Below are 19,673 nucleotides of genomic sequence, written 5' to 3'. Positions count from 1 at the left end.
GATCAAAGCTGCTGAACAGCAGCTTGATGTTGATAGGTTAATATCTTCGCTTTCGTATGAAGCTCGGCATATTCATCCGCAGCTGTCGAATCCCATATTACGCCGCCGCCTACGCCATAGACGGCTTGCTTCTTCTCGCTGTCGATCAGCACTGTCCGGATCGCAACATTGAAGGTAATGCCTTCGCCCGGCACGGCAAGTCCAATTGCCCCGCAATAAATATGCCGCGGCTGCTGCTCCAGCTCGGCAATAATTTGCATCGTCGAAATTTTCGGCGCCCCTGTGATCGAACCGCACGGAAAGAGCGCCTGAAACAGCTCAAAAAGGGTGCGCTCAGGCTGCACGGTCGCCTCAACGGTCGAAGTCATCTGGTACAAGGTCGGATATTCTTCAATCTCGAACAGTTTGGGCACATGCACGCTTCCCGTCTCGGCAATCCGCCCGATATCATTGCGCAGCAAATCGACGATCATCACATTTTCCGCCCGATTTTTCTCCGATTGATAGAGCGCCTGCTTATTCGCCGAGCGCGGCATCGTCCCTTTCATCGGCTTGGTGCGAATGGTTCTTCCCTTCCACTCAAAAAACAGCTCCGGCGACACGGAGGCAATCCGGTAGCGGCCAATATTCAGGTAAGCGGCGAAATCCGCCTGCTGCCCCTCGCGCAGCCTTTCATAATAGGCAAAGTCGTCGCCGGCAAAATCGGCCCGCAGACGTGTCGTATAGTTGACCTGATATGTTTCCCCGCGGGCGATGGCACCATGTATACGGGCAATATCGTCCGTATAGCGGTCACTGCTCGTATCCATCTTCCACTCGGAAAGCTCGTATCGTCCGCTGCCGGCTTCAGCCGTTGCGACGGTCTGCTGCTGAGGCTGCGGCTCCGTCTCCGGCTTCGTATAAGCGGCGAACCAGATCAAAGGCAGCTCATCACCGTCTGCTGCCAGACACACACAATAATGCTTATCAAAAGCAGCCGCACTCTCATAAGAGACATAGCCCACCACGTATAACCCATTGTCGATCGCCTGCTGAACCTGTTCGAATATCGATTCGATCTCCTGCACATCAGCAGTATGCCACACCTGCAGCGGGTTTTTGAACTGCAAGCGCCGGCGGTGAAAATCGATCACTATTTCCGGTTGCTGGTGCTCCATTCGTTGCACTCCACTTCTACGTCATTTTGCTGGATTTATTATACCATAGTCTGTGTGCTCGAATTGGGTTTCGTAGTACTGGAGGCTAATATCAGCGGAACCACGGTCCGCGGACAGTCCGTTTAGCCCGTTTTGTTCACAGATAGAGGATCTACGGTCCGGCAAACGGAAAAACACGCTCAAATGTTGCAGTTTGTACAACAAAGTCATGTGGGGAAGCAAGCATGCCCCCAAATTGTTGTATGAAATGCAACAATCTGCTCCTTCAAGGGGGCGAAATGGCGATGATTGTTGCAGAACATGCAACATTTTCGTGAAATACGGCAGAATCATGGTTCAAATGTTGCATTCTGTACAACATTGTGCCTCAACTCCCTCGCCGCACGACCACTGTGTATCGCCGGCCTGCCAATATCAATGCAAAAAAGCGGCTCATAAGAGCCGCTCGTACAAGCTGGGGATATGACGCATGTTTAGATATAGTCAACATGGTAGTGCATAATTTCAGTATTGTAATATCCTATACTATACTCGATCAGATCGCCGTTCTCATCATAAGAAAAGCGCAGCCGCTTGAGCAGCGGTGTACCTTCTTTCACCTTCAGCAGCGCCGCTATCTCGCTTGGGGCAATTTCGACTGCGAACTGGTCCTGAAATTTCATTAACATAATATCTTGCTCTTTGATCAGCTCATAGAGAGAATGAAAATTAAGTTCTTCTATTCCAACCTCGCTCATCTCAGGCGTCAAAAAGTGCGTAAAGTGGATGTAAGGCACTTCATCCAAATAATAAATCCGCTCCAGCCGCACGCACTGCTCGCCAAACAAACGATAGTTCTCTGTTGTTTTCCCGTTCTGTTCGAGCGCAGCTTTAATCCATTCCGTCCGGATCTTATGGCCCCGTTCCTCCAGCAGCTCAGTAAAACGTTTGCCTTTGATCCGTCCGGAGATCACTTCATTGCGAATAATCTTGGTTCTTTTCCCGCTTTTTGTTTCAAGGAACCCTTCCTGAACAAGCTCTTTGATCGCATTGCGCACCGTAATCCGGCTTACATTGAATTCATCGGCCAGCTCAGGCTCAGAAGGAAAATTCGAATGCAAAGGATACAGGCCATGCAAAATTCGATCCTTCAAAATATTTTTAACCTGTAAATATAAAGCTCCTCTATTTCGGGTTAATTTCATCCTCATTACCTCTCAACATCGTTCACCGATTGTTTCATTGCTTGTCTGATATCTTGTACAGTCGACATTGGCGTATCGCCGGCTATCGTATGAGCCAGCATGCCGGCCGCTGTAGCGAAGGCGATGGTATCGGCCGCCTCCCATTGCTCCAGCTCGCCATGCACAGTACCGCTGGTAAAAGCGTCGCCTGCACCAATTCTATCATAGACAGCAAATTTGCACACTTCTGAAAATGCAAATGATTGCGCCTTATAAAGATAACCAAGCAAGGTATGGGTATTGTCGGGATGGATCGTTCGCTGGGTACCCGCTATAGCGGCAATTCGATAGGTCGCTGCCACCTGGGGAATGAGCTCTGTCAGCTGTTCCTTGCGCTCCGTCGCCTCAGACTGCATGCCAAGGACATACAGAGCATCCTTCTCATTCATCATGACAATGTCGGCCAGATGCAGCATATCTTCATAATGCTCTTTAGCAAGCCCATAGCCACCTTCGCCCCACAAGGAAGGGCGATAGTTGCAATCGAAGACGACGATGCCGCCCCGCTGCTTGACTGCTGCCGCCAGCTGCTTCATCTGCTTGCGAACCGTATCATTCATCGCCAGCGTAATGCCGCAAAAGGCGACCACATCGACAATATCTGCTAGCGCCCGAAAATTGTATCTGTCAGCCTTAGCTGTATTAAAGCTGCTCTCCAGCCGATTGGTATACGTTACCCGGCTAGCCCTGGCCCCGAAGCCGTTCTCCAAAAAGTAGGAACCGATATATCGGCCGCCACGGCTGGAAAGCGAGATGTCTATGCCTAATTTTTGCAAATAGGATCTTGCAGCATCGCCGAGCGGATTGTCCGGCAATGTCGTGACCACGTAACCCGTATGCCCGAATCTCGCCAATGCCGAAGCCAGATTAACCCCTGTGCCCGAAAATGAATAGTTTAGCGTGCTGGATTGGGACAGCAGTGCGTAGCCCGGCACCTCCAGACGCATCATAACTTCCCCGAAGGCGGCAATCTTTTTAGCCATAATGATCTACCAGACGCTTCATAATTTGCGTTAGTACGCGTACATCCTCGACATTCGTTTTGCCTGTAGCTTTATCGATTATAGAGGTATACACATGGGGAATAACTTGCGGCACATTAGCCTCCAAAGCAATGCGCAGGATCGCTTCGAAATTTTCCAGATCAATGCCGCCTGTAGGCTCAAGCGCAAACTGCATTTGCCCGCATGCTTCGGCTACTGCGCGATATTCATCCTCCCGGCTAAGGCCGCCCATCGGGAAATATTTGAGCGCATTGCCGCCCATATCCCGTACAAGCCCGATCGCCGCGCGAATCGGAACAATCGCTTTATCCGCTTCTGCCGCGCTTGCCGGGCCTGTGGAAATATCAACAAAGCCTGCGCGCCCAGTAGGGGAAATCATGCTATTTACCCAGCTGTCCCGATCGCCCAGATTGCCGCGGGTAATGCCGACTGCCGGAAATACCTGATTAATATGTGTTCCTGAATAATACTTTGCAATACCAGACACCACCGCCGCTTGACGGTTATCGCCGCCGCCCAAACCGATCGATACGGCATCCTCAATTTTCTCGCCATAAGCCTTCATAGCTGTAACTGCTTCCTCTACAGTTGCATAATCTTTGGACAATACGCCAACAAGGACATAACCTTCCGCCGCTTCGAATACCTCTTGCGCATTTTCAATACTGTTTGCCAGTACATTCAAAGCTGCTCGCCCTTTATATAAACGATTCTTCATGCTTGTCATTTGCCTTCACCAACCAGCTCTTTAATTTTTGCCACGATAATTTCCAGGTCGTCCCCGCGCAGTGAACGGGAATCGATATCGAAGAAGCCTTGCTTCACGCCATAATCGCGCGTATAAATGGCAATTTCGCCTTGCTGCAAGCCTGCAGCCACCTGCGCAGCCGTCGTCTGTACTACTGATGGGTCAATCTGGATCCGTCCGCGGAAGATCGGGCGCCCGGCTTCGTCTTGCACAATCGCAATCTTTACCCCAGCGATGTCATTGAGCGGCATTAGCAGCTGCAAGCCCGCTTTTTCCTGCTCGCTTTTATCTTCCTTCACCATATATTCGTCAAGTGCCTGCAGTAAGCCAAACATCGATTCCTTGCCGACTTTCATGCTGCGGCCGATGCCATGCAGCTGCACTTTGAGCCAGTCGACGTACTGCTTTTTCCCGCAAACAAGGCCGGTCGTCGGCCCTTCGATCGCCTTGGATCCGCTATATATGACCAAATCAGAGCAATGAATGTAGCGCTGCAGATCCTCCTCGGCCGCTGCATCGATAATAAGCGGGATATTGCTTTTTTGGGCGACTTCCCAAGCTTCTACTTCAGAAATCATATTTTTTTGTACACAGTGATGCGACTTCACATAGAGTATAGCCGCTGTATTTTCATTGATAGCTTCCTCAATATGAACAGCCTTGCCTTCATTGGCATAGCCAACCTCGATCAGCTGTCCGCCCCCCAGGTAAACCATCGTCTCGACCGGTGCACCGTAATTTACATTATGCCCCTTAAGCATAATAATTTCTTTCTTGGCAATTGGCTCCTGATGCAGACGAATGCTGCGGCGCGAATCGCCCTTCGTTACCATAGCCGCAACCGATAAAGCAATGCCGCTCGAGGCCGAATTGACGATAACCGCCGATTCCGCTCCGACAATTCGGGCAATATGCTCGCCTGCTTTGTCGACCAGGTCGGCCATTTCTACATAATTTTGCCCCCCGTGCTTCATGGCATCCATTACGCTGTCTGTCGGCGCCGATACACCTAATATGCTCATCCGCCCGCTGGCATTGATCACCCGCTTCAGCCCATACTTAGCATTCAAAGAAGTTGCCATTTACTACTGCTCCCCTCACTTTGATCAGGCGATCCGCCTCGCGCTGTTCGCCCTCGCTGTCGATTAACATATAAGCTTCATCTGCAACACTAAACAAAGTCAAATTCGCGGCATCGCCAACCTGTATTCGCCCAAGCTCCGGTCTTCCAAGCCAGTCGGCGGCACGGGTCGTCACCGCTGCGATAATTTCTTCCAATGGGTAACCCAAATATAAAAATTTGGTCAGCAAATTAGCCATACTGTATACCGGCCCGTTCAAACGGTTGTCGCGATAAATATCCGTACTGATTGTGTTGAAGCGAATATTGTGCCGTTTGGCCGCTTCCGCGATCTTGAAGGAGAAGCTCGCTCTGCCATGGCCGACATCAAGATGAACCCCTCGGGCGATTGCCTCTGTTAGTTGCGGGATCGGCCGCCCCTGCTCGTCAAACAAATTGTTTTTCTTGCCATTGAGATAATGGGTAATGATATCCTTCTTCTCCAGCAGCGGCACAATATGCTTGATGTCCGGCGGACCTGAGCCGATATGCACCATCAGCGGCTTTCCGGACGCTTGCGACAGCTCGCGCGCAATATGCAGCGGCTCGATGCCGCTCGTGCGCACAACGCTATTGCTAATACGCGCCTTAAGGCCAACTATAAACTCCGGGTACTGCTGTACGCTTTCCATAACCTGCGCCCTGTCGATCCAATTCAGATTCGACAGCTCATCTGTACGATCCAGTCCAATGCGCGATATGTTCAAAAAAGCCAGTAAATTGGTCGCCGCCTGGACTCCTCTTGCCGCCAAAATACTGATCCGGTCGGCCCCGCAGCTCCCCGCATCTACAATGGTGGTGACGCCCAGCTTAACTCCGATTTCGTCAATTTCGTCGCCATACGGCGAAAAATCAGAGAAAGCATGGACATGCATATCAATCCAGCCGCTTGATACAAACATGCCCGAACAGTCATATACGGCAGTATGCGGATTGCTCCGCTCTCCGGCAGGCGTCCACGCCTCGATCTTGCCGTCGGCCACATAAATATCGATGGCTTTTCCTGACACTTGCTTAGCGTTGCGCAAAACGAAATTGTCCATCTTTATTTCAACTCTTTTCCGAACATTTACTCTCGCATGATGCCATACTTTTTCTCACATAGAATAGCACAGCATTTTTTTAAAGTAAATAACGTTATAATGTTTAAGGATAGAAAATCGCGAACAGGCTCCCTCGGTTTAAACGAGCTTGTTCGCGATTTTTTTCATGCCTGGTCAATACTGATTTTTATTCGCTATCGATATAAAAATTGTTCTCCCCAATTTGAATATCGCCAAGCGCTCCTCTTTTGGAGCTGTTGTGCACGAAGAACAGCAAGGTTTCGACTTTGCCGCCCTCGTAGGCGAGCACGATCGTGTTCCCGCTGATCCGGTATGCGCCGTTCGCTTTGGAACCGCTGGCGGTGTTCGTCGTCCCGGCGCCCTCTACTGTGCCGAGTGCCATGTCGTCGCTTTGGAATGTGCCGTCCTTAGAGAACACAATCGTTTTGCTCCATGCGCTGGAAGCACTATTTATGCCGACCATGCCGGAGTAGCCTCTATAAATATATTCCTGCGACAGCTTCAACTCGCCCGTGACCGGTTTGACCCGCTCCAGTTCCACATCATTAATGATCAGCATCCCGTCCTTCTTGGCGATCGTGTAGGAGTCTCCATTGCTTAGCGTCATTTTCCCATTTTTAATACTGTATGTGCTGCATTTATCTTTCTTGCAATCGATCGTCTCCGGACCGCCATTGACAGGATTGCCTACAACCACCTTGTTGCCGGGAAGGAAGGTGTACAAATCCCAGCAGGCTCCGCCGCATTCATAACCGCCAACATCCATCCGCAGACCATAGTACATGCCTTGCAGCTTCGTCAAATCCACGGCATCGGAGACAGCGGGCTTATATTCGCCGCTTCCTTTGGGGACTGCCGGTACCGTTCCCGGTTTCACAGCAGGGGCAGTCGGCTTCGTCTGCCCGGGGTGGGCAGCCTCCCATTCCTCTTTCAGCTTAGCCATCATCGTGTCAAGAACTTCCTTGGCAGCTTCCTTCGTAATGCCCAATTCTTGCAAAAAGGCTTCTGTATAAATGACAATTTGCGGTTTATAAGGGTTCCAAGCGACGAGCGCACCTGTCGACTCGCTTACAAAACGAATCGGCACCATTGTATTCCCGCTTATTGCCTGCGGCGGCTGTGCCAGATTGACAACTTCCCCGTTGACGGTAGCCTGCTTGCTATTCAGCTTCATCTTAAGGAGGAAGCCCTCCTTCGTGCCTGTAATCGTCTGCTGCTTGCTGTCCCAGCTCACCTTGATCCCCATTGCCTCAAACAGCGGCCTGAACTGTACGAGCACAGTACCGCTGGCCGCAACCGGATCCTTCTCGAACACGATCTGCTTCTCATCCAGCCATACTTCGATCGGTTTATCGGCCGTGGCAGCGGCGGCTTTACTAGAGCATACAATAAGCAGAATAGCAATGCTGCACAGAAGCATAATACCTGCAGCCAGCCAGCGTGGAACGCCAAGCTTTTGATTTTGAACGGGCATGGTTCTAATCACTCTCCCACAAGGATGTTTTAATTCTTGAATTGTAGGTGATTTTACCACTTGAAAAAAGGGTCATGAGAAATATTTTTCCAAATTAATGCTTCTGCCCTATTTTTTGCTGAATTGCTTCTCAAAGGCGACAATGCAAGACTGCGTCTTCGATCCGTCGAGAACGGCGAACACAATGCGGTCAAAATAGGCGCCGTACCCCTCCTCGGCCAGCAGCTCCTGCCACCATGCTGCAACTTTTATTGGATCATTGCGGAACACCCCGCAGCCGTATGCGCCAAGAATCAGGTTTTTATCCCCGCGCTGGGCAAAAATAGCAAGCGCCAGCCGCATTCGCTCCTTCATCACCTGGCAGGCCCGCACGGCGTCCTCCCCTTTCTTCAAGACCTCTCCATAATTGACCGCAGGCAAAGTCAGCACAGAGGCAGTTACGGGCTGTTCAATCAGTTCAAAGCGCTCATCGCGGAAAAACACCACATCCGGCGAGTAAATCGCGTGATCGGTATACATCATTGATTTGAACATCCTGTTGGCCTGATAGTATTCTTCATGGCGTATTAGCGTGCCATACAGGCCGCTCGACGCCGCCAGACTCTCCTCCTGCGCCATCGTCCCCCGCAAAAAACCGCCGCCCGGATTTTTCGCACTGGCAAAGTTAAGGACGCCTACTTGTTTGAGACCCGACTGCGCAAAATCTAAAATAACTTTCATAGTCGCCATGTTCCCCACAGTCAGCTCGGCCTGACGCTGCGGCGGCTGCTTCCCGCTCCATTCCTTGACAATGCCCGCTCCTTCCTGCGGGGTAATCAGCACACTGCTCTCCTCCGAATGCTTCTGTGCCGCGGTAAAATCAACCCGCCGACCATTATATTCATAAAACCCTTGCTCCATGAAACGTACTGTCAATTGTGCAATTTCTTTTCGGTTCATGTTAATCGTCCCCTTCCTGCTGAAGCAATTGATCCCGTACTTCCGTGAGCGCAAAGCCGAGCAAATTGCGCCCGCGCCATTTTACCGGGTTTTCCGCATCCGGGTTGGATTTGCCCATGCCAATGCCCCAGATCCGGTCCCGCGGGCTTGCTTCTACTAAAATCCGTTTCTTTGTCGTTTTCAAATATTGCCCCAGCGGCTCGTTCTGGGAAAACTTCGCCAAATTTCCCAGCTTTACTATCGCATAGCAGCGAGCGTCCCAAATCTCCTTATCGAAGTCCTTGACCGCCCGGCCATAAGCCTTCATTTCTTTGGGATGGCTCGTTTTCATAATTTCCCCCAGCATCTCTCCATCGCCAAAGAGGCGCGCCTTCTCGGCCATCATATACTGCTCCGTACAGCAATACTGCACACCGTCTACGATAAAATCGCTCTTCCACCATTGGCTGAAGCAGCTTTGATTGATGCTTCCATCCGTCGGCGGCGTATGCCCCCAGAAAAAAACGTATTTGAATTTCTCGCCTGCCAGATGCGCCTTTCGCAAATCTTCCAAATTGTATATCACTTATGTCCACTCCCAATTTCGCCGAAATAGCTGTGACGGCCGATGTCCGGCATTTTCCGTATAATGGTCGGTCTCCTGCACAAGATGCGTAATCTTTCTGCGAAACGCCGCCTTGAGCAGCTCTTTGCCTAAAATAACTTCATATACTTGCTGCAGCTCGGTCAATGTGAACAGCTTCGGCATCAAATGCAGCGCGATATCGGTATACTCGACTTTGCCCCGCAGCCGCTCGATCGCACAGGCAATAATTTTGGCATGATCGAAGGCCAGCCCTTCATTGGCGACTATGCTATACTCGGCGGCATACGCAGACTCGCTCGTGGTCGTCTTCCGCTCTACGATCGCTGTCAGCGTCTCCTCCTCGCCTGCCAGATGCAGCTCATATTGCTTTGTTATAATTGAGCCGTTCTCGAGCAGCTCTTTGGATTCCCGCAGCAGCCGATAGGACAATTTGAACCATGCCGCATGATCGGCATCGTCTCCTGCCTTTACCTGCACCTTGCTGCTATCAATCAACGCCATATATGAACAGCTCATTACCCATGTGCGCGGGTCGCGGCCCGGCTCGCTGAACGTATACAGCTGCTCCAAATAGACATTATCTACGCCCGTCTCCTCCTGCAGCTCGCGCTGCGCCGCCTGCTCCGTCGTCTCTATCGGCCGTACAAATCCGCCGGGCAAGGCCCATCTTTTCAAATATGGATGTCCTCCACGCTGAATAAGCAATACACGCAACTCCTTCTCAGGCAGCTTGCGGTAATTGTCTTCCGCGGCATCCATTACAGTGAAGATCACCATATCTGTAGCCACCGATGGCCGTTCGAAATCCTCTGCACGGTACTGCTCCAAAAACTCCCGTTCCGTCAAACCATTGCGATCCCGCAACTCCATCGTAACGACTCCTGTTCGTAACATTTAGTTAATATCTATTTGTTACTATCAACATACATGATTTATCCAGCTGCTGTCAAGCACGCGAAACGCAAAAAAAGATGAGGCAGACAATTTGGTCCCGCCCCATCTTTTTCTCTTAGGCAAATTTCCAGCAGCTCAAGCTCAAGCTGCCATACTGGTAACTCCGGTGAAGCAGCTCCGCCTTGCGGTTTTTGTCCCCTGTACCCATCGCAAGCAGCAAAGGAATAAAATGCTCGCTCGTCGGCACCGCTTCTGCCGCATTTGGCGCCTGCTCCCGATAGTTTACTAAGGCTTCGACATCCCAAGTCTCCAGCTTGTTTTGCAGCCAATTGTCAAATTCGGCCGCCCATTCATCCACACCGTCCGCCCGCCAATTGACTCTGCGCAAGTTATGCACCGTGCCGCCGCTGCCGATAATGAGCACATCCTGCTCCTTTAACGAAGCCAGTGCTTGACCGATTTTGTACTGCTGCTCATCCGTCAAATAACGATTGACAGACAGCGCAACAACCGGGATATCTGCTTCAGGATAGATGAGCTTCAAGATTGCCCAAGCGCCGTGATCCAGCCCTCTCTCCGCATCAAGCGAGCTGCGGATGCCATGTTCGGCAAACAGCTTCTGAATATGCTCCGCCAACACTTCGTTGCCTGGAGCCGGGTAAGTCATTCTGTACAGCTCATCCTGGAAACCGCCAAAATCGTAGATCGTCTCATACGTGCCTTGGACTGCACTCACGGTTTGCACCGGCTGCTCCCAATGCGCCGAGAACAATACGATCGCCTTCGGCTTTGGAATACTTCCAGCCAGCTGCTGCAAAAAAGCGGTATAGCTGTTGTTCTCAATTACGATGGACGGCGCACCGTGAGCGATAAAATAAGATGGCATCATGCGAGATCACTCCTTCTTATTTAGTAGTATGTTTCCTCCGCAGCAAATAATCAACAGACAATGGCGACGGCTCAGCTACGACCAGATAGAGAGCAACCATCATCAGTCCAAGATCTAATTCATAGCCTGCTCCTTCAGCGCCGCCAAGCAATCCCGCCGACAGTTTCATCATAAAGATCGCACTGATTAGCATGATAACAAATAGCGTCGATACATAACGCGAGAAAAGGCCAATAATGAGCATGATCCCGCCAACCAGCTCAAGCACTGCCGCAATATAGGCGAAAAACCCGGGCACGCCCATTGAATCGAACCAGCCCGATACATTGCCAAGCCCCATCTGGAACTTATCAAAACCATGCGCTAAAAATATAATTCCCAATACGACACGCATTATCGTCGTGACGAACGACAGTTTATTCATTTTGTTTTCTCCTCCAAAAGAAATATTAGTAATAGAGATATAAATTTTATATAACTAATTTAACGTGCGCGGGCTGGTATGTCAACAAAAAAATTGCTATTATAAATTTAATATTACTATTATCAATATTTCTCGAGGTGTTCTTTTATGGATATCGGCTCCAATATACGCACATTGCGCAAGCGTAAAAACATTACAATCGCCCAAATTTGTGAGGAAACAGGACTGTCCCAAGGCTTTATGAGCCAAGTGGAGACGAACAAAACCTCACCGTCCATTGCGACATTGGAAAGCATCGCGCAAGCGCTGAAGGTGCCTCTAGCCTACTTATTATTGAAAAAAGATGAGGGCATGCGCATAATTCGCAAGGATGAGCGCAAAATTACGACAATGGGCAGCCAGCAGCTCAAGGTCGAGCATTTGAGCGCTACTAAAAACGTTAGAATGATGATCGTCGAATTCCCGCCTGGCGCGTCGACTGGCGATGAGCCGCACGCCCATGAAGGCGAAGAGGTACATGTCGTGATTAAAGGGAAAATTTATGCGGAGCATGGCAGCGAGGGTGCCGAATTTGAGGAAGGGGACTCTTTTAGCTGGACAGCCTGCACCCCGCATTACGTCAAAAATATCGGAGAAGGCTGGGCTACTGTGCTGATTGCCGTGTACAATCAGTCCGATTACTCGGAGCTGTTTTAACGTCGGCGTTGGCGCGGCCGTACGAAGGGAATCGGGCACGGGCAGCATTAGCGTTGCTGAAGTTCGCAGCACTGCCTCTCACCCCCTCGGCAAATGGGAAATAGCGCTCAGATGTTGCAGGTTGTGCAACAATTCTATGGTGGGAAGCTTGCATACCCCTGAATTGTTGTACGAAATGCAATAATATGCTCCGCCAAGGGGGCGATATGGCGAAGATTATGCAGAACGTACAACATTTTCGGCCAATGCGGCAGAAGTCGGGGGCAAATGTTGCAATCTGTGCAACAATCGCGCCTCAGAGGCCCAAGGCTCTGGCCTAGGCTATGCTAGCCGACCAGCTTTAGCCCTGCGACCGAAAAAATGACGCCAACTATGCACCCTAACCGCAGCCAGCTTTTAGACTCTTTAAAGAAGATCATACCGACAACAGCGGCGCCCACCGTACCGACTCCCGTCCAGACCGCATAAGCGGTCGCCAGCGGAATGGTCTCCATCGCCCTTACAAGCAATTGAAAGCTGACTACAAAGCCCCCGATCAAAATCAAATTGTTCGTCCAGTTATTGTTTTGGGCAACCCGCTTTAAGCCGATAACCCCAACAATTTCAAGAAGGCCGGCCATAATTAGCAGCAACCAGTCCATTACCCGTCACTTCCTTTGCTCGTCAGCTTCAAACCGATAATACAGGCCAGCAGCGTCAAAATAAATACAATCCGCAATGGATGAATAGCTCCGCCCGACCAAACCATTTCGACGATCGTCGTCCCCAGCGTCCCCATGCCGGCAAATACCGCGTATACTGTACCGATTGGCAGCACCTTCGCCGCGCGAATGATCAGGTCGAAGCTGGTTAGCAGCGATATAAGCACCACTAATGACGGTATAGCTTCATATTTGAAACCGCTGGCCCATACCACCTCAAGCAGGCCGCCCAGAATGACATAGCTCCACGCCTTGGTCTCACTCATGCTGACCGCCCTCCTCCTGCTTCTGCACATGCTCCAGGTACCAGTCCACGATCCGGTCGATATATGCCATAACCTCGCGGCTAAGTCCATATACTCTGGCTTCCTCGCCTTCATCAGGGCGAATCATCGACCAATACTTTTCAATCAGCTGCTCGTCGTTATGAAACCAGTCCATCGTAAGCTCGAGTATACGCGCAGCAAGCTGGCGGGAAACTTCCGACGATGGCGGCTCATGCAGACTGCTTTTTACCAACCGCATCACCTTTGCCCATTCCATCGCCTGCGCCTGATCGGCTCCCAAGCCTGGTAGCTGTACAATAATTTCAGCCTCGGCAGGTGTGAAATTGTCGCGGAGGAAATCGGCTCTAGCCGAAGGCGGCGTTTGCAAAGCTTTGATGAACAAAAATATGTCCTCCGGCTGCAGCCCGCCATTCATCTCCAGAGCGTATTGCGCCAATTGCAGCAGCTTCTCCATCTCGTCCAGCCGCTCTCTTTCCGCTTTGATCGTTGCCAGCTCAAAATCGAGATAAGCCCGCAGGCGCTGCTCCTCAGGCTGCTGCTCTGCAGACAAGATTTCCTTAATCGAAGAAAGCGAAAGACCTAATTCCTTTAGTGCCGTAATATGCCTAAGCGTATTGATTTCGTTACTTGAATAATAACGATAGCCGGAATCCGCTACCTTCGCAGGCTTTAACAAGCCGATCTCATCGTAATAGCGAAGTGCGCGAATGGAAATATTGGTTTTTTTGGATAGTTCGCCGATACTGTACATCCGTCATTCCTCCTCTCCACTCCAGTATAAAGTCTACCGTATACGTGAGAGTCAAGCCCAGAATCGTTAGACCAGAATGGTCCATCTGCCCGGCATCCGCGGCCAAGCCTGTAGCAAAAAAAGAAGTCCCCGGGCATGAGGCTTCTCCTTTTGCATACCATTATGATTTCCGCACCTGACCTGCCAACCCGTAAAAAAACAATTCCAGCATCCGATCAACAGTGTGACTAAACTCTGCCGGACTGGAGTCCCTCATATGCCGCCCCAATTCGTTCTTGAACATCGTAAAGTAGAGCATCGCTACTTCTTCTGACTGCTCCCTATGAATGTAGCCTTCATCCTTGCCAAGTCTGACATACCTTATAAAAAAATCCGCAATCTTTTGCTCGCTATGCACCTCAATGCTCTGCATAAAGTCCGTCCGCTCATCATTTATAAGCTCATTGGCCAGCAGCTTTAAATTTTCGATCTCCAGCAGCATAATTTTCTTCGTTTTCTCGGGAAAAGTGAGACTAGCTTCTGCCAAAATCTCCTCATACTGCAACAGCTGCTTATCCATCCAATCCATCAGCATGTCCATATAGAGCCTCTCTTTTGTGCCGAAATAGTTGTAAACGGTAGCAGGGGACACTCGTGCCTTATGGGCAATTTCATTCACACTAACCTTCTGAAAACCATACTGCGCAAACAACTGAAAAGATGCGCTGTAGATCTGCTCGATCTTTTTTTCCTTCCGCCGTTCAAAGCCGTTCATCATCTCCACCTCCTCTGTAGTTTAGCCCAAGTTTTAGAGTAAATCAATACAATCAGTATAAATCTATTGATATATTTGAACTTTAAACATATAATAATTTTGTAGTTAAACAGTATATTTAGTACATAATTTATAAGGAGTGTTGTGAAATGAAACAAATTCGAATTCCTTCATTTTTGCATGATGTTTTTGGCGAAAAGCAACCGATCGGCTCCATAATCGCCATCCTGCTTTTTGGCGGGCTGCTGACGCTGGCTTTAGGGCTGATATACCCTGAGCTTACAAACAATTTGCCGATATGGCGCAGCTCGCTGGCTTTATTGCTCATTTTTGACATTTTATCTGGCTGTATCGCTAACTTTACACCTTCCACCAGCAATTTTTATGCTGCGCGAAAAACGAACCGAATCGTCTTCATTGCGATTCATGTGCATATCCTGGTTGTTGCGCTTCTGTTAGGGACGGATATTTGGTACGCCCTGGCGGTTTGGGGATATACGATTATGGGGGCCTTTCTTGTGAATGGACTGATCGCCAAGCAGTCTCAACGGTTTGTTGCCGGCCTGCTTCTATCCATAGGTTTGGGCGGCATACCTTTATTGCCGGGGATCGAGCCTTTTATGCTGGTCACCTATTTACTATTTATGCTCAAGGTTTTGTTCAGCTTCGCCGTGGACCACTATGGTTCGGCAATCAATGGCACCGGCGGTGATAGAGCATGAATCCTTCACATAGCATTTCCAAGCTGACAGCCGCAGACAAGCCGATGTTCGTCTCGCTCATGAGCAAAGCTTTTAGCAATGACCCTTTATTTCTGTACCTTTTTGGCAATCCGCAACAGGATAGCAAAGCAAGCAGCCGCATTACGGCCTTTGTTTCCTTTATGTTCGATAAAAGCTTTCTGCTCCATGAGGAGGAGGCTTGGGGGTATTTTGAAAATGATCGCTTGCTTGGCGCTTATATAATAGAGAAACCTCACGCAAGCAGGCTGCAACGTATAAAAGGCTCATTGCTGCTGGCCGGGAGGCTCATTCCTTGCCTGTTGCAATTATCCGGCAAAACGTTTGGGCTGCTTAATTCCTATATGCGTGCCACTAGAGCGGCTGCTCCTTCATTGAGCCATTACTATCTGATTATGATTGCAGTGAGAACAGACGGACAGGGGAGGGGCATCGGCAAGGCGATGCTGCAACATTTGGTGCGAAGGGCGAGTGAGGATTATACGTCGCATGGAGTGGCTCTGGATACGGAAAATAAAGAGAATGTAGGACTATATCGGAGATTTGGATTTACATTGAGCAGTGAAGCGAAGGTCGGCCATTTGCCTGTGTACTGTATGTTTTATGAATCTTCTTCCTTATCTTAATCGCTGCGCGTAGTGTCCGTTCTCCTTTTGCGCTCCGCCACATAGCCTAGAATAAATATTCCGATTAGGATGTGTTCGCATGAAGGAGAGCAGACCTACACACCAGCTGCTGAAGAGCCACGGCGATTTGCTGGGCGCTCACGGCAGCCTGCATCAAAAATGGTACTGCGCCTACGAAGAAATGCTGCATGTCCCCTTCCTCATTCATAACCGGCGGCTTTTCCCGCAAAATAGAGATATCCGCGGGCTCACCAGTCATCTGGATCTGCTGCCGACAATGCTCGGGCTGGCGAATGCCGACATGGATGCCATTCATGAGCAGCTGCAGGGCAAATTTAGCGAGCTTCGCCCGCTGGCCGGGCGCAACCTTGCTCCCGTTATACTGCACGGGACTGAGCTGGCTGATGAGCCCATCTACTACATGAGCGATGATGATGTTACCCGCGGCCAGCACCAGATCAATCCGTTAGGGCGGCCTTACCCATCGGTGGCGCAGCCTAACCATGTCGAGACTGTCATAGCGACGCTGCATAACGGCGCCAGAAAGGAGCTGTGGAAGCTGTCCCGCTACTTTGACAATGTCCAGTTTTGGAGCCAGCCCGGAATTCAAGATGAATGGTATACGCCCGTTTATGGAGAGGCAGACGGAACAGAAACACAGTGGTCCCTCCAAGTAAAAACAAAGCCGGAGCCTGACGAATACGAGCTCTACAACCTGAGCGACGATCCGTTAGAAACGCACAATCTTGCCTGTCATTCCTTGGCAACGCCCTATACCAGAAGCATTCAGGCCCGAATGATGCAGCTGCTGGAAGGGCAGCGGAAACACAAGCGTCTGTATCCCGCATCAAGTCAGCTTGCGCCTTAATAGAGGATAACTGCTGAACAGAGCTTCCATATGTCCTCCTTCTACCAAGTATTGATCATCGCCAAAGGCAAAGACACTGCTTACCATAACATTGCCGTCTCCCGCTTCACTATTTATTGTACGCCAGAGACGGCTGCCCTCCTCCTTAAGATATTGCGGGGTCGTATGACCAATCCCGGCAATAACGGTTGCCTCTACCTGACGATTTTTGACGACAACTTGATAGCTGTTCAGCTCATCCAAAAAATGATTTTTCACCTGCATTGACTTGTAGGGAACAAATCTCATCTCGTCTGACTCATTAACGATCAAATAATCGCCATAATCTTGCGACGGCACCAAGTCGATCAGACTTGGAAAATATCTATGTATCGCTTCCACGCGATTGAGCGGATATTTCCGCTCCAGATAATTAAGATACCATTCCATATAAAAGGAAATCGCATTCGCAGTGGCTTGTGGCGGAGACTGCTCGTGAGTGAGCTGCTGCCCTGTCCAATAGCTAAAGATGGCCGCCGAGCCTGCATTGGGCGTACCTAATAAAATAAGCTGCTCCACATCCTCATCATAATAGCCGCTCTGCACATACGCTCTGGCTACAAGTCCGCCCATGCTATGCCCGAGCACATTCACTTTGCTAGCGCCCGTCTGCCGTTTCGCTTCCCGGATAGTTTTGGCGAGATAAACATATGCTGCATAAGGGATTGGCTGCCGCCAATCATAATAAGCAATAAACAATGTGCGGTTTCTTTCGTAGCCCATCCACTCCAGCTGCTGGACAAACGGCTCGTAGAAGGCGCCTGCCAGTCCAAAGCTCCAGTTCCCCGTCCCGGCCACAATCTTATCGCTCATCGACCCGAACAGACCGGGAATAAATACTAGTGGTGTTTTGCCCATATATAGCCCCGCCCTTTTTTTGAAATACCAGCATGCACTAGGCTATATATTTATGCGTCCAGAAAAAGAGTTAGTCATTCGTTCGTTACAGCAAAAAATCCTCCGAGACAGCTCCAAGTCTCAGAGGATTCCATCCATTTTTATTTTCCGTCCGATTGGCTGCGCGCCATCCGAAAATCCTGCGGCGTCATCTCGTCATTTTGCTTTTTGAAAAAACGGATAAAGGCCAGTGCCGAATTATAACCTAGCGCCGCGGAAATTTCATTTACCTTCATCGAAGTGTTCAGCAGCATTTCCTTTGCCTTCATATTTCTGAAGTCATTGATATGCTTGGACAGCGAAATCCCCGTCATTTGCTTATACAGTCTGGACAGATACGATGGATTGAGGCCTACATAATCCGCCAGTGCAGTGAGTGAAATATCGATTGATATATGCTCTTCGATGAATCGGTGCACTTTATCGATGACCTCTGTCGGCAATTGAGAGCCGCGCAAGGAACTCCACTCAAAAATACAATCAGCCAGCTTCCAAAAATACTGCGTCAGCTCCTGCCATGAGGATGAGTCCGCATGACGAAGCAAAATATCGAGATCAAGCTGCTCATTCACATAATCGCGAATTTCGCGGTTTTTCTGGATATAGAACAAGAACACCGCAGACAGGGAATGATAGAGCTCTATCTTCCGTTCATACGAGGTGTCCTCTTCATTCCACACTGCTGTGAGCTCAGACAGCAGCTTGTTGAATTGCTCGCGATGATTGTTTTCCAGACAGCTCGTCAGCAGCTGAATACGCGCATGAAAGAACCCGTCATGATAATTGTATTCCGCCTTATCCTGGCTCTCCGTCCGCTGGATATCCTTGTCGGTCATAATGACCTCATGCAGCAGACCGGGTCCTTGCACCAAGCCATATTTGATGGCATGGAAACGGTCGGACAGCCGGCTCCAGTGAGTCGCTTCGCTGCCAAGCACGAAAGACACGGATAATCGCAGCAGCCGCTTGCACGTTTCCTGTACAACTTCCAAAATCCCGCTAACATAGCGATGGGCCTTGATCCACTCCGCCCCGCTAGTGTCTGCCGACAATCCAGGAGCGGCTTGAGGCTGAATGATCCAGACAATTTTGGACAAATCGAACACGACAGAGTAGCTGCGCAAATGTGCCGACAGGTATTCATCGCAAATATTTTGCAGCGCATAGGTAAGCAACGCTTTGTCCGGTGTTGTGAATATTTCTGTCCAGACATCCACCCTGCCGATAAGCAAATAGACCGGCAGCGCGGCGTCCAGCGGAATATCGATCTCCTTAAAAGCCTGACGCAGCTGCTCCTCCGTCACCTGCTTACCTTGAAGAAGCCCCCATATATACTCCTTTTGCAAGGAGGGCAATGCGAGCCTCATCTTGGATTGCGCCCTAGTGATCATTTGCGCCTGATCCTGTTCCTCTTCGATTTTGGCAATGGCGCGTTCGACGGCCTGAATAATTTTCTCATCGCTTTCAACCTTGAGAATGTAGTCAAAGCCGCCGAACGTGATGGCGCTTTTGGCATACTGAAAATCGTTATAGCCGGTCAAAAAAATGACCTTGCAGGCCGGCCATTGCGACCTTATTTCCTGCAGCAGCTCTATCCCCTCGATACCCGGCATTTTAATATCCGAGATGACGATATCAATCCGATGCTGAGCCAGCACCTCCAGCGCATCTTCACCGGAGTAAGCTTTCATCACCTCGAGCTGCAGATGCTCGGTCTGCTCGAATAACTCCATAAGGCCATCGACAATAACAGGGAGGTCGTCAACGATAAGCAGTCGATACATAGGCCGAT

General features: G+C 50.0%; 22 protein-coding genes. 4 read left to right on the top strand and 18 right to left on the bottom strand.

Going from position 1 to position 19,673, the window contains the following annotated elements; genetic code table 11:
* Nucleotides 1-2 precede the first annotated feature (2 nt).
* From pabB to ACFQ0N_RS27900, 12 genes are all read right to left on the bottom strand, one after another.
* Complete coding sequence (pabB, locus tag ACFQ0N_RS27955; protein WP_379332609.1) at nucleotides 3-1,157, bottom strand: aminodeoxychorismate synthase component I; 1,155 nt, start codon at nucleotides 1,155-1,157, stop codon at nucleotides 3-5.
* Nucleotides 1,158-1,630: 473 nt separating this feature from the next.
* Nucleotides 1,631-2,341: a GntR family transcriptional regulator gene (locus tag ACFQ0N_RS27950; protein ID WP_379332607.1), complete on the bottom strand. Its 711-nt coding sequence runs from the start codon at nucleotides 2,339-2,341 to the stop codon at nucleotides 1,631-1,633.
* Nucleotides 2,342-2,346: 5 nt separating this feature from the next.
* Nucleotides 2,347-3,363: a sugar kinase gene (locus ACFQ0N_RS27945; protein WP_379332605.1), complete on the bottom strand. Its 1,017-nt coding sequence runs from the start codon at nucleotides 3,361-3,363 to the stop codon at nucleotides 2,347-2,349.
* A complete protein-coding gene (gene dagF, locus ACFQ0N_RS27940) occupies nucleotides 3,356-4,111 on the bottom strand; it encodes a 2-dehydro-3-deoxy-phosphogluconate aldolase (RefSeq protein ID WP_379332603.1) in 756 nt (251 codons plus the stop codon). Before dagF ends, ACFQ0N_RS27945 begins: the two co-directional genes overlap by 8 nt.
* The gene (locus ACFQ0N_RS27935; RefSeq protein ID WP_379332601.1) at nucleotides 4,108-5,214 is read right to left on the bottom strand and encodes a DgaE family pyridoxal phosphate-dependent ammonia lyase; all 1,107 of its coding nucleotides are present in this window, start codon (nucleotides 5,212-5,214) and stop codon (nucleotides 4,108-4,110) included. Before ACFQ0N_RS27935 ends, dagF begins: the two co-directional genes overlap by 4 nt.
* Entirely contained in the window at nucleotides 5,192-6,295 is a 1,104-nt protein-coding gene (locus tag ACFQ0N_RS27930; RefSeq protein ID WP_379332599.1) for an amidohydrolase/deacetylase family metallohydrolase, read from the bottom strand. The genes ACFQ0N_RS27935 and ACFQ0N_RS27930 overlap by 23 nt, the downstream gene beginning before the upstream one ends.
* A 187-nt stretch (nucleotides 6,296-6,482) precedes the next feature.
* Nucleotides 6,483-7,790, bottom strand: coding sequence for a copper amine oxidase N-terminal domain-containing protein (locus tag ACFQ0N_RS27925; RefSeq protein WP_379332597.1), 1,308 nt, complete (start codon nucleotides 7,788-7,790; stop codon nucleotides 6,483-6,485).
* Between the two features lie 108 nt (nucleotides 7,791-7,898).
* Entirely contained in the window at nucleotides 7,899-8,729 is an 831-nt protein-coding gene (locus ACFQ0N_RS27920; RefSeq protein ID WP_379332595.1) for a TIGR02452 family protein, read from the bottom strand.
* Between the two features lies 1 nt (nucleotide 8,730).
* Nucleotides 8,731-9,294 carry a riboflavin biosynthesis intermediates N-glycosidase gene (locus ACFQ0N_RS27915; RefSeq protein ID WP_379332593.1) on the bottom strand — a complete coding sequence of 188 codons (564 nt, stop codon included), beginning with the start codon at nucleotides 9,292-9,294 and terminating at the stop codon, nucleotides 8,731-8,733.
* Entirely contained in the window at nucleotides 9,295-10,185 is an 891-nt protein-coding gene (locus tag ACFQ0N_RS27910) for an NUDIX hydrolase (RefSeq protein WP_379332591.1), read from the bottom strand.
* Between the two features lie 139 nt (nucleotides 10,186-10,324).
* On the bottom strand, nucleotides 10,325-11,098 hold the full coding sequence (locus ACFQ0N_RS27905) for a DODA-type extradiol aromatic ring-opening family dioxygenase (RefSeq protein ID WP_379332589.1): 774 nt from the start codon (nucleotides 11,096-11,098) through the stop codon (nucleotides 10,325-10,327).
* Nucleotides 11,099-11,114: 16 nt separating this feature from the next.
* Nucleotides 11,115-11,522, bottom strand: a complete 408-nt coding sequence (locus tag ACFQ0N_RS27900) for a DoxX family protein (protein WP_379332587.1) — start codon at nucleotides 11,520-11,522, stop codon at nucleotides 11,115-11,117.
* Nucleotides 11,523-11,669: 147 nt separating this feature from the next.
* On the opposite strand from ACFQ0N_RS27900, the gene ACFQ0N_RS27895 reads away from it, so the two are divergent.
* Entirely contained in the window at nucleotides 11,670-12,218 is a 549-nt protein-coding gene (locus ACFQ0N_RS27895; protein WP_379332585.1) for a helix-turn-helix domain-containing protein, read from the top strand.
* Between the two features lie 326 nt (nucleotides 12,219-12,544).
* Here ACFQ0N_RS27895 and ACFQ0N_RS27890 read toward each other — a convergent pair whose 3' ends face one another.
* The 4 genes from ACFQ0N_RS27890 to ACFQ0N_RS27875 all read right to left on the bottom strand — a co-directional run bounded on the left by ACFQ0N_RS27890 (nucleotide 12,545) and on the right by ACFQ0N_RS27875 (nucleotide 14,711).
* Entirely contained in the window at nucleotides 12,545-12,859 is a 315-nt protein-coding gene (locus ACFQ0N_RS27890; protein WP_379332583.1) for a DMT family transporter, read from the bottom strand.
* On the bottom strand, nucleotides 12,859-13,185 hold the full coding sequence (locus tag ACFQ0N_RS27885) for a DMT family transporter (RefSeq protein WP_379332581.1): 327 nt from the start codon (nucleotides 13,183-13,185) through the stop codon (nucleotides 12,859-12,861). The genes ACFQ0N_RS27890 and ACFQ0N_RS27885 overlap by 1 nt, the downstream gene beginning before the upstream one ends.
* The gene (locus ACFQ0N_RS27880) at nucleotides 13,178-13,957 is read right to left on the bottom strand and encodes a MerR family transcriptional regulator (protein ID WP_379332579.1); all 780 of its coding nucleotides are present in this window, start codon (nucleotides 13,955-13,957) and stop codon (nucleotides 13,178-13,180) included. The genes ACFQ0N_RS27885 and ACFQ0N_RS27880 overlap by 8 nt, the downstream gene beginning before the upstream one ends.
* A gap of 160 nt (nucleotides 13,958-14,117) precedes the next feature.
* Nucleotides 14,118-14,711: a TetR/AcrR family transcriptional regulator gene (locus ACFQ0N_RS27875; RefSeq protein WP_379332713.1), complete on the bottom strand. Its 594-nt coding sequence runs from the start codon at nucleotides 14,709-14,711 to the stop codon at nucleotides 14,118-14,120.
* Between the two features lie 149 nt (nucleotides 14,712-14,860).
* Between ACFQ0N_RS27875 and ACFQ0N_RS27870 the strand changes: the two genes are divergently transcribed.
* The 3 genes from ACFQ0N_RS27870 to ACFQ0N_RS27860 all read left to right on the top strand — a co-directional run bounded on the left by ACFQ0N_RS27870 (nucleotide 14,861) and on the right by ACFQ0N_RS27860 (nucleotide 16,945).
* Complete coding sequence (locus tag ACFQ0N_RS27870; RefSeq protein ID WP_379332577.1) at nucleotides 14,861-15,433, top strand: hypothetical protein; 573 nt, start codon at nucleotides 14,861-14,863, stop codon at nucleotides 15,431-15,433.
* Nucleotides 15,430-16,077, top strand: a complete 648-nt coding sequence (locus ACFQ0N_RS27865) for a GNAT family N-acetyltransferase (RefSeq protein ID WP_379332575.1) — start codon at nucleotides 15,430-15,432, stop codon at nucleotides 16,075-16,077. Before ACFQ0N_RS27870 ends, ACFQ0N_RS27865 begins: the two co-directional genes overlap by 4 nt.
* 79 nt (nucleotides 16,078-16,156) lie before the next feature.
* The gene (locus tag ACFQ0N_RS27860) at nucleotides 16,157-16,945 is read left to right on the top strand and encodes a sulfatase-like hydrolase/transferase (RefSeq protein WP_379332573.1); all 789 of its coding nucleotides are present in this window, start codon (nucleotides 16,157-16,159) and stop codon (nucleotides 16,943-16,945) included.
* Here ACFQ0N_RS27860 and ACFQ0N_RS27855 read toward each other — a convergent pair.
* Both ACFQ0N_RS27855 and ACFQ0N_RS27850 read right to left on the bottom strand, forming a co-directional pair.
* Complete coding sequence (locus tag ACFQ0N_RS27855) at nucleotides 16,925-17,842, bottom strand: lipase family alpha/beta hydrolase (protein WP_379332571.1); 918 nt, start codon at nucleotides 17,840-17,842, stop codon at nucleotides 16,925-16,927. The two genes, ACFQ0N_RS27860 and ACFQ0N_RS27855, sit on opposite strands and share 21 nt — an antisense overlap.
* Before the next feature lie 140 nt (nucleotides 17,843-17,982).
* The gene (locus ACFQ0N_RS27850) at nucleotides 17,983-19,665 is read right to left on the bottom strand and encodes a response regulator transcription factor (RefSeq protein ID WP_379332569.1); all 1,683 of its coding nucleotides are present in this window, start codon (nucleotides 19,663-19,665) and stop codon (nucleotides 17,983-17,985) included.
* Nucleotides 19,666-19,673 lie beyond the last annotated feature (8 nt).

It is taken from the genome of Paenibacillus sp. GCM10027626, assembly GCF_042676285.1.
Lineage (GTDB): Bacteria > Bacillota > Bacilli > Paenibacillales > Paenibacillaceae > Paenibacillus_Z.
Note: the sequence above shows the minus strand (reverse complement) of the source record. Positions and strands in the feature narration are given on the sequence as shown.

What these genes read in the sequence shown, in the direction of transcription:
- dagF (WP_379332603.1), bottom strand. Translation starts at nt 4,111, where the DNA reads ATGACAAGCATGAAGAATCGTTTATATAAAGGGCGAGCAGCTTTGAAT.
- ACFQ0N_RS27860 (WP_379332573.1), top strand. Translation starts at nt 16,157, where the DNA reads ATGAAGGAGAGCAGACCTACACACCAGCTGCTGAAGAGCCACGGCGAT.
- ACFQ0N_RS27950 (WP_379332607.1), bottom strand. Translation starts at nt 2,341, where the DNA reads ATGAAATTAACCCGAAATAGAGGAGCTTTATATTTACAGGTTAAAAAT.
- ACFQ0N_RS27885 (WP_379332581.1), bottom strand. Translation starts at nt 13,185, where the DNA reads ATGAGTGAGACCAAGGCGTGGAGCTATGTCATTCTGGGCGGCCTGCTT.
- ACFQ0N_RS27870 (WP_379332577.1), top strand. Translation starts at nt 14,861, where the DNA reads ATGAAACAAATTCGAATTCCTTCATTTTTGCATGATGTTTTTGGCGAA.
- ACFQ0N_RS27930 (WP_379332599.1), bottom strand. Translation starts at nt 6,295, where the DNA reads ATGGACAATTTCGTTTTGCGCAACGCTAAGCAAGTGTCAGGAAAAGCC.
- ACFQ0N_RS27945 (WP_379332605.1), bottom strand. Translation starts at nt 3,363, where the DNA reads ATGGCTAAAAAGATTGCCGCCTTCGGGGAAGTTATGATGCGTCTGGAG.
- ACFQ0N_RS27905 (WP_379332589.1), bottom strand. Translation starts at nt 11,098, where the DNA reads ATGATGCCATCTTATTTTATCGCTCACGGTGCGCCGTCCATCGTAATT.
- ACFQ0N_RS27895 (WP_379332585.1), top strand. Translation starts at nt 11,670, where the DNA reads ATGGATATCGGCTCCAATATACGCACATTGCGCAAGCGTAAAAACATT.
- ACFQ0N_RS27910 (WP_379332591.1), bottom strand. Translation starts at nt 10,185, where the DNA reads ATGGAGTTGCGGGATCGCAATGGTTTGACGGAACGGGAGTTTTTGGAG.
- ACFQ0N_RS27855 (WP_379332571.1), bottom strand. Translation starts at nt 17,842, where the DNA reads ATGGGCAAAACACCACTAGTATTTATTCCCGGTCTGTTCGGGTCGATG.
- ACFQ0N_RS27875 (WP_379332713.1), bottom strand. Translation starts at nt 14,711, where the DNA reads ATGAACGGCTTTGAACGGCGGAAGGAAAAAAAGATCGAGCAGATCTAC.
- ACFQ0N_RS27925 (WP_379332597.1), bottom strand. Translation starts at nt 7,790, where the DNA reads ATGCCCGTTCAAAATCAAAAGCTTGGCGTTCCACGCTGGCTGGCTGCA.
- ACFQ0N_RS27880 (WP_379332579.1), bottom strand. Translation starts at nt 13,957, where the DNA reads ATGTACAGTATCGGCGAACTATCCAAAAAAACCAATATTTCCATTCGC.
- ACFQ0N_RS27920 (WP_379332595.1), bottom strand. Translation starts at nt 8,729, where the DNA reads ATGAACCGAAAAGAAATTGCACAATTGACAGTACGTTTCATGGAGCAA.
- ACFQ0N_RS27900 (WP_379332587.1), bottom strand. Translation starts at nt 11,522, where the DNA reads ATGAATAAACTGTCGTTCGTCACGACGATAATGCGTGTCGTATTGGGA.
- ACFQ0N_RS27935 (WP_379332601.1), bottom strand. Translation starts at nt 5,214, where the DNA reads ATGGCAACTTCTTTGAATGCTAAGTATGGGCTGAAGCGGGTGATCAAT.
- ACFQ0N_RS27890 (WP_379332583.1), bottom strand. Translation starts at nt 12,859, where the DNA reads ATGGACTGGTTGCTGCTAATTATGGCCGGCCTTCTTGAAATTGTTGGG.
- ACFQ0N_RS27865 (WP_379332575.1), top strand. Translation starts at nt 15,430, where the DNA reads ATGAATCCTTCACATAGCATTTCCAAGCTGACAGCCGCAGACAAGCCG.
- ACFQ0N_RS27850 (WP_379332569.1), bottom strand. Translation starts at nt 19,665, where the DNA reads ATGTATCGACTGCTTATCGTTGACGACCTCCCTGTTATTGTCGATGGC.
- pabB (WP_379332609.1), bottom strand. Translation starts at nt 1,157, where the DNA reads ATGGAGCACCAGCAACCGGAAATAGTGATCGATTTTCACCGCCGGCGC.